At 68.7% G+C, this 11,133-nt stretch carries 10 protein-coding genes and 1 pseudogene; 6 read left to right on the top strand and 5 right to left on the bottom strand.

Annotated elements, in window-relative coordinates; all coding sequences use genetic code 11:
• Positions 1-35: 35 nt before the first annotated feature.
• Positions 36-1,022 (bottom strand): Bug family tripartite tricarboxylate transporter substrate binding protein, encoded by a 987-nt coding sequence (locus tag JI739_RS02345; protein ID WP_201682226.1) that lies wholly within the window; start codon positions 1,020-1,022, stop codon positions 36-38.
• A gap of 148 nt (positions 1,023-1,170) precedes the next feature.
• On the opposite strand from JI739_RS02345, the gene JI739_RS02340 reads away from it, so the two are divergent.
• Entirely contained in the window at positions 1,171-1,722 is a 552-nt protein-coding gene (locus JI739_RS02340; protein WP_354003664.1) for a MarR family winged helix-turn-helix transcriptional regulator, read from the top strand.
• A 91-nt stretch (positions 1,723-1,813) separates the two neighbouring features.
• On the opposite strand, the gene JI739_RS02335 is transcribed toward JI739_RS02340, so the two are convergent.
• On the bottom strand, positions 1,814-2,701 hold the full coding sequence (locus tag JI739_RS02335; protein ID WP_255520158.1) for an NAD(P)-dependent oxidoreductase: 888 nt from the start codon (positions 2,699-2,701) through the stop codon (positions 1,814-1,816).
• Positions 2,702-3,254: 553 nt separating this feature from the next.
• On the opposite strand from JI739_RS02335, the gene JI739_RS02330 reads away from it, so the two are divergent.
• Complete coding sequence (locus JI739_RS02330; protein WP_201682224.1) at positions 3,255-4,298, top strand: hypothetical protein; 1,044 nt, start codon at positions 3,255-3,257, stop codon at positions 4,296-4,298.
• Between the two features lie 4 nt (positions 4,299-4,302).
• Here JI739_RS02330 and JI739_RS02325 read toward each other — a convergent pair whose 3' ends face one another.
• Positions 4,303-4,572 carry a hypothetical protein gene (locus JI739_RS02325; protein WP_201682223.1) on the bottom strand — a complete coding sequence of 90 codons (270 nt, stop codon included), beginning with the start codon at positions 4,570-4,572 and terminating at the stop codon, positions 4,303-4,305.
• 303 nt (positions 4,573-4,875) lie between these two features.
• Here JI739_RS02325 and JI739_RS02320 point away from each other — a divergent pair, with 303 nt between their 5' ends.
• From JI739_RS02320 to dusA, 3 genes are all read left to right on the top strand, one after another.
• Positions 4,876-5,205, top strand: coding sequence for a hypothetical protein (locus JI739_RS02320; RefSeq protein WP_201682222.1), 330 nt, complete (start codon positions 4,876-4,878; stop codon positions 5,203-5,205).
• Between the two features lie 301 nt (positions 5,206-5,506).
• A complete protein-coding gene (locus tag JI739_RS02315) occupies positions 5,507-6,175 on the top strand; it encodes a hypothetical protein (RefSeq protein WP_201682221.1) in 669 nt (222 codons plus the stop codon).
• Between the two features lie 1,241 nt (positions 6,176-7,416).
• Positions 7,417-8,427, top strand: coding sequence for a tRNA dihydrouridine(20/20a) synthase DusA (gene dusA, locus JI739_RS02310; RefSeq protein ID WP_201682220.1), 1,011 nt, complete (start codon positions 7,417-7,419; stop codon positions 8,425-8,427).
• A 77-nt stretch (positions 8,428-8,504) separates the two neighbouring features.
• Here dusA and mnmC1 read toward each other — a convergent pair whose 3' ends face one another.
• Positions 8,505-10,187 carry an FAD-dependent 5-carboxymethylaminomethyl-2-thiouridine(34) oxidoreductase MnmC1 gene (mnmC1, locus tag JI739_RS02305; protein WP_201682219.1) on the bottom strand — a complete coding sequence of 561 codons (1,683 nt, stop codon included), beginning with the start codon at positions 10,185-10,187 and terminating at the stop codon, positions 8,505-8,507.
• Positions 10,188-10,209: 22 nt separating this feature from the next.
• Positions 10,210-10,482 (bottom strand): oxidative damage protection protein, encoded by a 273-nt coding sequence (locus JI739_RS02300; protein ID WP_201682218.1) that lies wholly within the window; start codon positions 10,480-10,482, stop codon positions 10,210-10,212.
• A gap of 239 nt (positions 10,483-10,721) precedes the next feature.
• On the opposite strand from JI739_RS02300, the pseudogene JI739_RS02295 reads away from it, so the two are divergent.
• Positions 10,722-11,045, top strand: a pseudogene (locus JI739_RS02295) (NADPH-dependent FMN reductase); the annotation flags it as partial.
• Positions 11,046-11,133 lie beyond the last annotated feature (88 nt).

Here is an 11,133-nt window from a genome sequence, read left to right as displayed (position 1 = left end):
GGGGGCAGGCGGCCGCCAGGCCGCTTCGGGGGGCCCTAGTTCGCGCTGATGTTCAGCTCTTTCATCAGCTTGGCCATCTGCGCGTACTCGGCCGCGTTGGTCTTGGCGAGCACGTCGGGCGTGCCGCCGGCCGGCTCGGCGCCGTAGGTGGCGAGCTTGGCGATCACCTCGGGTTCTTTCAGGATGGCGTTCATGTTCGTGTTGATCAGGTTGACCACCTCGCGCGGCGTACCCTTGGGCGCGAAGAAGCCGTTCCAGGCCCCGACCACCACGTCCTTGTAGCCCTGTTCGACCAGAGTCGGAACCTGGGGTGCGAGCTTGCTGCGGTTGGCGTCACCGATGGCCAGCGGCACCAGGCGGTTCTGGTTGATGTACTGCGAGACGGCGCCGATGGTCACCCAGGCCGTGCTCACGTGGCCGGCCACCACGTCGGTGACCGAAGGACCGACGCCGCGGTAGGGCACGTGCGAGATCTTCACGCCAGCGGCGCGGTTGAGCCACTCTCCCAGGAAGTGCATGGGCGAGCCCGCGCCGGGCGAGGCGTAGCTCAGCGTCTTGCCGCCCTTGGCGGCCGCCACCAGCTCTGGCACGCTCTTCACGCCCACGCTCGGATGCGCCACGAGCAGCAGCGGCTGGGTGGCGGTCTTGATGATGGGCTCGAACCCGTTGAGCACGTCGTAGCTGTTGGCCGGGGTGAGGCCCATCACCATGGGTGCGGTGGTGAAGGGGTTCGGCGTGAACAGCAGGGTGTAGCCATCGGGCGCGGAGCGGCCCACATGGCCGTTGCCGATGGTGCCGCCGGCACCGGGGCGGTTCTCGATCACCACCGTCTGCTTCAGGCGCTGGGAGAGCTTGTCGCCGAACATGCGCGCGATGGCATCGGTGTCGCCGCCGGGCGGGTAGGACACGACGATCGTGATCGGCTTGGCGGCGGGATAGGAGGCCTGGGCCAGCACGGGCCCGGCGAAGGTGAGGGCGGCTGCGGCGGTGCCGAGGATCAGGTGGCGGCGGTGAAGGGACATGCGATCACTCCAGGGAAAGCGGCCGGGCGGCCGGGGCGGGTTGAAGTTGCGGCGGACCTGGATGCGGTACACACCGGACTTGGTAAACACGCGGCGATAATAGCCACGTGTTGTCGAATCAACAAGTCGTGTGAACGAGGGGTCCGAAGTGTCCAGGTCAGCAGCCAAACTCCGAACCGAGCCGCAAGCGCCCGAGTGCGCCGGCTCGCCGTGGGATGAACTCGACGCCGATGGCACCGGTTTGTCGGTGGAGGATTTCCTCACCACCCGCATGCACCTGGCGACCAACGCGCTGCGCCAGGCGATCACCTTGCCCTATGTGGAGCAGTTCGGCTTGACCATGCCGGAGTGGCGCATCCTGTCGGTGCTGGCGCACTGCAGGCAGCTGCCGTTCACCGAGCTGGTGGTGCGCTCGGCGACGGACAAGGGGCAGTTGAGCCGCACGCTGAAGACGATGCAGGAGCGCGGCCTGGTTGTCACCCGCAACCAAAGCCCCGGAGGCAAGAAGCTGGACTGCCTGATCACCAAGAAAGGCCTGGCCTTGCACGACCAGTTGATCCCGCTGGCGCGGCGGGCGCAGGCCGACATGATCCGGCGGCTGGACCCGCAGGAGCGGCGGGTGCTGTTCCGCGCGATCGAAAAGCTGGGGGCGATGTGCGGGGACGCGAAGGGGCGACGTGGGGGCGGCTGGGGCGAGTAGCTGGCTTCTCGCTTGATCTGAACAGCGGCAGGATCTCGCCTATTCGTCCTCGCTGAGCCTGTGTTCGCCGGAAGGCTCGAAGGGCCTGAGCTCACTCGTACAAGCGCGCGATCTCATGCACCGCAGCCGCCTGCGGATAGCGCCGCACCAGCTCCGCCCACCGATCCCTCGCCGTGCGCAGCGCCGGCAGGTCGATCCCGATCGCCTCGGCCTCCGCGACCGCCAGGCTCAAGTCCTTCACCACATGCGCCGGATGGAAGTTGGGCGGGAACTCGCCCTTCAGCGCCAGCGGCGCCAGCCCGTGCAGCGAGCGTGATTCGGTCAGTCCGTTCTGCAGCATGTGCAGAATCTGCCCGGTGTCCAGCCCGGCCTTCTTCGCGAAGAACAAGCCCTCGATCGCGCTGAGCATGTTGAGCATGCCCACGGTCTGGTTCACCAGCTTGGCCCGCTGACCATTGCCGGGCCTGCCGTAGTGCATCAGGTTGCGGCCCATCGCACGGAGCACGGGACGGGCCGCCTCCAGGTCTGCGGCGTCCCCGCCCACCATGACCGTCAACGTGCCCGCCTGCGCGCCCTGCGGCCCACCGGTCACGGGCGCATCGAGCGCGCGCAGGCCGCGCCGCAAGGCCACGACGTGGATGCGTTCGGCCAGTTGCGGGCTGGAGGTGGTCATGTCCACCAGCAGCGTGCCGGGCCGCGCCACCTCGACCAGTTCACCCAGGTGGATCTGCTCGACATCGGGCGGCCCGCCCACCATCGTGATCACGCACTCGACTTCACGCGCCGCATCGGGGCGGCTGTCGGCCCAGCGCGCGCCCTGGGCCAACACCGGCTCGGCACGCTCGCGCGTGCGTGAATGGACGACCACCTCGTGCCCCGCGCGCAGCAGGTTGGCCGCCATGGGGCCGCCCATCATCCCGGTGCCAATGAAAAGAACCTTGGCCATGCTCACCTCGTCGTGCTGATCTTCGGCTCGCATTCTGTGCGCGCGGGCGGGACAGGCCTCCGGAAAGACCCCCGAGCCGCTGATCCAGCTCAGCAGTTGAGGCTCGAGCTCACGAAAACCGTAACTGTTCGGTTCAGCCAGCGCATCGTTCGGCCCGATTCGGGGTCCACCGCGCCCCTGGCCCGGCCGTCGCCCACTCGCCCCCCGATCGGCCGCTGAGCCCCGTGGCTGCTGGGCTTCCGGCCTACGCGGGTGTACGCCCAGTCCTACCCTCGTGGACCGCCCGAGCCCCATTTCGTGAACTGCCTCACGGAATGGCCAAGCTCATGTTTCGTAACGTCTGTAGGAGTCCGCGTACAGGTTGTCGGACGGCTCCTACTAGATTCGCGTCCATTGCTGAGACGCACCTCGCCCATGCAGGTCGCAGCTCGTTCACCAACCGACTTCGGACGCTCTCGCCCACCAGCGCCGAATGCCTCAACAGGACCCTGGACCCATGACCCAACGACTCTCCTTGCGCGCCGGCACCGTTGCTTCCCTCGCTTCCCTGGCTTTCCTTGCTGCGTGCGGCGGCGGAGGTGGCGCCATGGAGCGCGCCCACTTGCTGGAAGACGGATCCCAGGTTTCGGCAGAAAGCGCTGCGCCCCCCGAAACCGCGCCGGCCAGCGCGACGGCGGCGCCGAAGCCCGAGGCCGCCAATGCCGCCAGCGCGTTGCCTCCCGAGATTGCCATCGCCAGCCACCGCAACCTGTGGCTGCAGGTGGGCAACGCGAGCGATGCCTACCTCATCACCGATGACCGTTGGGGCGCGGCTGGCCTGACGGAGGGGGTGTCCTCCGGCCAGTACGAGCAGTACGTCGGACGCAGCCCGCAGGCGGGGCCGAACGGCGAAGTGGCCTTCCGCACCAAGTGGCGCTGGCCGCAGGGAACCACCGAGGTGAAGGGCTTCCCGTCCATCGTCTACGGGGCCAAGCCGGGCCACTTCAGCAACTCCAACCTGATCAGCGGCCACCCGGTGCAGCTGCCCGACGGCAGCAACTCGCAGGTCGCACCCGCGGGCCGCACGGCGGGCACCGTGCTGCCGCTGCAGTTGCCGCTGCAGTCGCTCAAGGCCAAGCTCGATTTCCGCCACAACTCGGAGCCCACCGGCGAAGGCCAGCTGACCTTCGACATCTGGCTGCAGTCGGACGCGAACCAGGGCAGCGGCTTCACCGGGTCGTCGATCACCCACGAGATCATGATCCCGCTGGCCAACTGGGGTGGCTACGGCTCGCACAAGGGCGGCCGCAACCCGGGCTGGTTCGACCACACGGCCACCATCGCCGGCAAGCAGTACCACATCTACGTGACCAAGGGGTCCGACCAGTGCCTGCGCTACAACTTCAGCTCGCTCAACGGCAGCCATGGGCGCACCGGCTGGAAGATGATCGCCTTCGTGCCGGCCGTCCTGCCGGTGGAGCCGGGTGAGATCGACCTGGCCGCGATCATCAACTACGTGAGCACGCGCACCGACGCCTGCGGCTCCAAGTGGGCGGTCGGCAACGAGTACGTCACCAGCGTCGAACTGGGCGTTGAGCCGGTGGTCGGCACCGGCGACATCACGGTCTTCAACTACAAGGTCTCCAAATAAATCCTCAGGCACCGACCTCGAGCCCGGGCGAGAAGATGAAGTCCCATGGGCCGGGGTCGTCGACCGCGGGGTCGAAGCCACGCTGGGCCAGCTCATTGGCGACCACGCCGACCTCATGCAAGGTGCCCAGTTCCATCGTCTGCAGCGCGCGTCCGGCGCCGTCCTGCACGCACAGCGTCCAGCGCCGGGCCTCCTGCGACCGCACGGGATTGAGTCGCGCTCGCTCGAGCGCACGATGGATGGCTGTGCCGAGCTCGGCCTGTGAGAACGCCATGCAAGTCTCCCGGCTAAAAAAGCGCCCCCGTCCGGAAGCGGAGGGGGCGAGTCGACTGGGGGAGGTCCCTCGAGCCCAGTCTCAGGGAAGGACCTGCATGCTGCGGGTGAGCGCCAGGGGCGAGGTAAGCCTTCGTTAGGGGAGCGGCCGATCACCTACAGGTGGTTTCGATGCATGTTTGCCGCGAAACCAATGAACGATCGTGAAACGATCACAGCGCCACAGCAGCCGGCTGCAAGGGCCGTCGAGGTCGATTGCTGGGAAGGCCACCCCGCTTCCCCTCGTGAGCCGCACAATCCGGCCATGAATTCACCGTTACCTGCGAGTCGCCTGCCCAACGGAGACCTCGTCATTCCGGCCGCGACCGCCCAGATCCTCGAACGGGCGCTCGCGCGCTTCGTGCGGGAGTTCGACAAAGTGCACGGGCAACAGGTCACCGTCGTCGGCGGGGCGGAGTCCCCCGAGCAGACCGCCAACCGGCAGGCGAGCGTGAACAGCCTGTCGGAAGCCATCGGGGTGAAGGCGCCCACCGTGGCCGATGCGCGCTTGGCGGACACCCTGCGCGACGTCGACCACACCGAGGTCACCAGGCTGGCGCGGGAGCTGTCCCGGCTGCTCTTTCCCACGCCATGACGCGCCAGCGGCCGGCGCTGCGATGAAGCCGGATCCCCAACCTCGTCAAGACCCCTCTGCAGGCCATCAAGAGCACGCGTTCGCGAATAGATGCCTGTGAGCGCACCGGATCAGGTGGCGGGTACCGATGAGCGGCTTCTTGCCCACGGAAGGGCGCGTAAGAATCGCGCTCATTCCAGCTACCAGCACGTCACGGTGATTTCAGAAGGTCACCGTCCCGAACTATGCCGCGCGCAGCCGTTCCATTCGTTCATGGAGAGGAATCCGCCTCCCTGGCAAGAGCCCTGAACGCTCTTGCCTGATGAACGACAAGGAGTACGTCATGCAAAAAATCGTCCCGATCGTGACCGCGGCGGCGCTTTCGTTTGCCGGAGCCACCCTGGCCCAGACCAGCGGCAGCGGAACGACGGCCACGGCGCCGGCAAGCTCGGCAGCCTCGAGCGATCAATCCCAGTCGATGGACAAACTGCAGAAGGCTGCACAACACCTGCGCGAATCGATCCAGGCCATGGCTCAGAAGAGGGCGGGGCCGGATCGCGATCGGGCCATCGATCAAGCCCATGAGGCACTGCTCGAGACCCACGCCGCCATGTTGGCGCTGCCGCCGGACCTGCGGCAGGGCAACATTCCGGAAATCGACAAGACCCGGCCTTCGGAAACGCGCCGGGCCGCCGTGTCGGATGCGGATTACGAGCGGTCGGTGTCGCAGCTCATGAGGGCGGCCGACAGCCTGCGGCAGTCGGTCCAGGCCATGGCCCAGCAGCCTGCCGGCGAGCGCCGCAACCAGGCCATGTCACAAGCCCGGCAAGCGCTGTGGGATACGCAGCAAGCCATGGTGAGCGCCTACGATCCTGCCACCGCCAGGACCATGGCCTCGCAAGGCAGGACGGTCGACACCCGCGCGTCGGGCGCCGGCGCCATGGCAGGCGAGCGGCAGGCCGCGCAGCGGGTTCGGGCCGACCGCAATTAAGAAGCCCATCGCGCGCCGAAGCCGTGCCGTGCCCCGGCCTCGGTGCGGCTCCCCTGCCGTTCCATGGCAGGGGAGCTTTTTCTTGCGCCGCAGCCGGACAGGCTGGAGCCGTCGCAGCGGTCTGCGACGGGTGTGACCCAGGACAAGTCGACCACCTCTCCTGGGCGGTTGAAGTCATGCGCGGCGGAGGTGGCCGGCGCAAGACTTGTCCAATGGACCGATATACCAAAGTCGCTGCGGTCGTCCTGATGGCCATCGCTGCTGTGCTGCTCAACGAAGCTCGAGGTACATCTCCATGCAAGTCGTCGCGCGTACTCATGCTGGACGGGCAGTGTGGAGCGGCTTCGTTCGTGGCAGCGATGCGTCGCTGAGATGGCGGGATCGCAGTGGCTTGAGACTTGATCCAGGTTTGCGCCGACGGCCGCTAGGAAGGGGGGCACATTCCGAGCCTCTCCTGGGGCAACCCTCCCGATGCCGGTGAGCGCTTCGTCTCATGGTGCTGTCCTTCGTGACGCGCACACTTGAAGCACTCGCCCGCACCTTCAGCACCGAGGAGAGGGCGCCGGGGAAACCGCCCCCCTGCCGGTGGTGACAGCCGGGAAAGACCGGCGCTGACCACAATCCGGCCTTCGCGTTCCGCCGCGCCCGCCGGCCAGCAACCGGCCCTCACCGACTCGAACGGGCGTGCGGCGCGGCAAGCGTCCGCGCGATGTCCCCGGGTGCGGTACGTACCCGCAATGAGGCATACAGTCGTAGATGGTTTTTGAGACGGTCCCCTCCGGACAGGAGGCGATAGGTCGGCTGCCGCTCGAGGTCGTGGCGGCATTCCTTGAGCTCGAAGCCACCCTTTGGTGCGAACGGGGCGCACGCGGTGAGTACGAGCTGGGCAAGGGGCGGGACGGTGCGCGGCGCATGTGGCGCGCGGGTGTATCTGCTGGCCGAGAATCGACAAAACCACCGGGTAGGCACGCGCAGGTCCCTCCGGGCCAGCCCTATAGAACGCAAGAAGGCTCGCCTAGCCCAACTGATAATCTCTGGCCTTTTACGTGGCCGCACTGTTCAGTGCGCCAACCGATGTGAGAGCCGGGGACAAGCTGCGTGCCCTACTGGAGGGGGCAGAGGGGATGACCAACGAAGCGTTCTCGCGCATCAAGATCGACGCCCAGCTCCGCGACCAGGCAACTGGTGACCACGGGCACGCGCCGACATCGTCCCTCCCCGGTGCAAGTGGCTGAGTTTGAATGGAACAACAACGAATCACGCCAAGCTTTTCATCCTGGCGGCTCAGTGTCGCCCCGATGATGGACTGGACCGACCGGCATTGCCGTTACTTCCACCGCCTGCTCACGCGGCGCACCTTGCTCTACACCGAGATGGTGACCACCGGCGCCTTGCTGTACGGCGACGTGCCGCGCCACCTCGATTTCAACGCCGAGGAGCATCCGGTGGCGCTGCAGCTCGGGGGCAGCGAGCCGGCCGACCTGGCGCATGCCGCACGCCTGGGCGAGCGTTGGGGCTATGACGAGATCAACCTCAATTGCGGCTGCCCCAGCGAGCGCGTGCAGCGCGGGGCATTTGGCGCCTGCCTGATGGCCGAGCCCCGGCTGGTGGCCGATGGCGTGAAGGCCATGGTGGATGCGGTGTCGATCCCGGTGACCGTGAAGCACCGCATCGGCATCGACAGGACCGAGAGCTACCAGTTCGTGCGCGACTTCATCGGCACGGTGGCCGAGGCCGGCTGCGGGGTGTTCATCGTGCATGCGCGCAATGCGTGGCTCAAGGGCCTGTCACCGAAGGAGAACCGCGAGGTGCCGCCGCTGCGCTACGAGGTGGTTCACCGGCTCAAGCGCGAGTTTCCGCAGCTGGTGATCGCGATCAACGGCGGTTTGCGCGATGACGAGTCGGTGGCGCGCGAGCTGGACGCGCTCGACGGCGTGATGGTGGGCCGAGAGGCCTATCACAACCCCTGGTGGCTGGCCTCCTGGGACGAGCGCTTCTTCGGCGAGGCGCCGGTTGCCCGCACGCGGCACGAGGTGGAGCGGCAGCTGGTGGCCTACATGGAGCGTGAGGCGGCCGAGCGCGGCACGGCCTGGCCCTCCATCGCACGGCACATGCTGGGCCTGTACAACGGCCAGCCCGGTGCGCGGCGCTGGCGGCAGGTATGGAGCGACCATCGGCTGAAGGGGCTGCCGGCCTCGGACGTGATGGAGCGGGCGCACGCGGCGGCGTTCGCGTCGGCTGCGGTGGCTTGACCAGGGATCTTGGGTACGGGCTGGCTTCGACGAGCTCAGCCCGAACGGTTGGAGGGCGAACGCCGGATGGCAGAGGCTCAGAGCGAACGGTCGCCTACCGCAGGCTTCTCAGCCGGCGGGATCGAGAGCTGCCGCCGCACATCCAGCCCCATCGCCCATGACAGCGGCACCGGCAGCGGCTCCTCGTGCAGCCGCGCGGCCAGCAGTTCGGCGCACAGGGCCGCGAAGGTGAGGCCGCGTGAGCCCATGGCGGTGCTGAGCCACAGGCCCGGTTCGAGCTCTCCCGCCAAGGGCCGGCGGTCGGTGCTGGCGCAGCGCACGCCGGTCCAGGCCTTGACGCGCTCGGCCGCAAAGGTCGCCGCCAACTGCGTGGCGACCAGCGGCAGCAACTGCCGCAGCCGCTCGAAGTTGGCCAGGTGTTCGCTCGCGCGCTCGTCCAGCGCGGTGTCGCCGCGCCCGTAGCTGGAGCCGCACATCCAGCCCCGCCCTTCGCCCACGGGCACCGAGGGCAGGAAGTGGCCGTTGCCGTTGACGGGCGTGGGGGGCAGGGCGATGCCCGACTCGTGCGGCGCCCACGAGACCTGGCCGCGTACCGGCTGCAGCAGTACGCGGCGAGAGGCCAGTTCGGCCGAGCCGATCGCGGCGGCGATGACCACGAGCGGCGCTCGGTCGATCTCGCGTGCGTGGGCGTCCAGCACGCGCCAATGGCCGTTGCCCGCGCGCTCGAGCCGATCGACACGCTGACCACCACGCCACGTGATGCCCGGCTGTCGCAGCCAGGCGTGCACCAGGGCCGCGGGGCGGATCCAGGCTGCGTGCGCATGCCAGACCGAGGGCGCATGCGGATGCAGCAAGGCCTTCTCGTTCTCCTGCGGCGTGGCCGCGCGGCTCCAGTCGGCGGCGAAGTCGGTGCTGCCGACGAGCCGGCCCGGCGCCTTGGCGCGGTGTTCGAGCGTGCCGGAGGCCGACCAGTCCTCGCCCTCGCGCAGCAGGTCGTGGGCTTGCTGCAGGGTCAATCGGTTGCCGCAGCGGGACAGGCGTGACAGCAGGTTGTCGTCGGGCGAGAGGTGCGGGGCCATCAGGCCCGCGGGCAGGGCCGAGGCGCCGCTGGCGGGCTGGTCGGCGGCGTCGAGCACCTCGACCTGCCAGCCACGGCGCGCGAGCGAGGCGGCGACCGCGGCGCCGGCCAGGCCCGCGCCGATGACGATGGCGCGCTCGGGCGTGCGGCCTGCGCTTCTCAAGCCGCGGGGCGCCCAGGCCGGGTCGTATACCGCCTGCAGGGGTTCGCCGGGCTGCCATACGAAGCCGGCCGTTTGCAGCTCACGCGCGAAGGTGTCGTCGATCGCACCGGCCTCCAGCCGCGTGCCGCGCCGGCACAGCCGCACCAGCGCCTTGAGCATGCTCGCGTCACGGACGGCGGCGGGGCCGGGCGGCGCCAGTTCGATGCGGTCGGCGCTGAAGGACATCTCGCGCAGCGCGTCCAGTGGCAGGCCGACGTGCAGCGAGAGCAGCACGCGGCCCTGCTCGAAGGACAGGCGGTGGACGCCCGGCGTGAGGCCCCACCATTGCCGTTCGAGTTGATCGGAGAGGGGGCCGTGGTCCGGCGGCTCGTCGGCATGCCGGCGCAGCCGCGCCGTGGGCCAGGGTTCGATGGCGGCCACATGCAGGAGCGGCGGGCGCTGCGGATCGTTGCGCCAGTCGTGCCACGCGCGGACGAAGCCGCGCCCGTCATCCCAGCCGGTCTGGAGGATGCGGGTCACGCGCGGGAGGCGGGAAGGATGATCAGGCGCTGGGCGGCACGTAGCCGGCGGCCTGGTCGGCGCCCGAGCCGAAGAAGTGGTTCTCCATCTGGCGCCTGAGGTATTCGCGGGCGCGCTGGTCGGCCAGGTTGAGGCGGTTCTCGTTGACCAGCATGGTCTGGTGCTTGAGCCAGTCGGCCCAGGCCTGCTTGCTCACGTTGTCGTAGATGCGCTTGCCGAGCTCGCCGGGGTAGGGCGGCAGGTCCAGGCCTTCGGCTTCGTGGCCGAGCTTGATGCAATGGACGGTACGGGGCATGCGGGCCTCCTTGGGATGTGCGGTTGGGGGTGAGGGACCAATGAACCCGAGGGTTCCGCGCCGATGCGATAGCGGGTTGTCGCTGCGCTCTTTCGGGAGGGAAACAAGCGTGGCATCGGCAGTGGCCGCGACTGTATCAAGATTCGCCAGGGGCTCGCCTCGGGCCCGGCCGTTCCCCTTGTTGCCCACGCCTGCGCGCGCACGCGGTCTGGGCAAGGGTGTCCTTGCGAGGACATGGCCACCGCTCGATCCCGGGCGTGCTGAAGAACGCCATCGACCATGCCTCGCGGTCCTACGGCCAGGGCGTGTGGGCGGGCAAGCCGGCAGGCGTGATCGGCATCAGCGTCGGCGCGCTGGGCACGTCGATGGCGCAGCAGCACCTGCGCAACGTGCGGGCCTACCTGGACATTCCCATGCTGGGCCAGCCCGGGGCCTTCGTGCAGAACAAGCCCGACCTGCTCAAGCCCGACGGCACCATCGGCATCGAGGACACGCGCAAGTTCCTGCAGGGGTGGATGGACCGCTACGTGGCGTTCGTGCGGCATCGGAGCCAGCCGCTGTAGCGCCGGCTTGCAGCGGGCGCCACCGCGCAGCGGTAGGCCATTCCAGCGGCAACCGCGGAACCGGCTTCGCCGGGCCGCTGGTTGTGCC

The organism is Ramlibacter aurantiacus (assembly GCF_016722895.1).
Taxonomy (GTDB): domain Bacteria; phylum Pseudomonadota; class Gammaproteobacteria; order Burkholderiales; family Burkholderiaceae_C; genus Ramlibacter; species Ramlibacter aurantiacus.
This window is presented reverse-complemented; position numbering and strand designations above follow the sequence as displayed.

What these genes read in the sequence shown, in the direction of transcription:
- JI739_RS02330 (WP_201682224.1), top strand. Translation starts at nt 3,255, where the DNA reads ATGGAGCGCGCCCACTTGCTGGAAGACGGATCCCAGGTTTCGGCAGAA.
- JI739_RS02300 (WP_201682218.1), bottom strand. Translation starts at nt 10,482, where the DNA reads ATGCCCCGTACCGTCCATTGCATCAAGCTCGGCCACGAAGCCGAAGGC.
- JI739_RS02315 (WP_201682221.1), top strand. Translation starts at nt 5,507, where the DNA reads ATGAACGACAAGGAGTACGTCATGCAAAAAATCGTCCCGATCGTGACC.
- JI739_RS02325 (WP_201682223.1), bottom strand. Translation starts at nt 4,572, where the DNA reads ATGGCGTTCTCACAGGCCGAGCTCGGCACAGCCATCCATCGTGCGCTC.
- JI739_RS02345 (WP_201682226.1), bottom strand. Translation starts at nt 1,022, where the DNA reads ATGTCCCTTCACCGCCGCCACCTGATCCTCGGCACCGCCGCAGCCGCC.
- JI739_RS02320 (WP_201682222.1), top strand. Translation starts at nt 4,876, where the DNA reads ATGAATTCACCGTTACCTGCGAGTCGCCTGCCCAACGGAGACCTCGTC.
- JI739_RS02335 (WP_255520158.1), bottom strand. Translation starts at nt 2,701, where the DNA reads ATGCGAGCCGAAGATCAGCACGACGAGGTGAGCATGGCCAAGGTTCTT.
- dusA (WP_201682220.1), top strand. Translation starts at nt 7,417, where the DNA reads ATGGAACAACAACGAATCACGCCAAGCTTTTCATCCTGGCGGCTCAGT.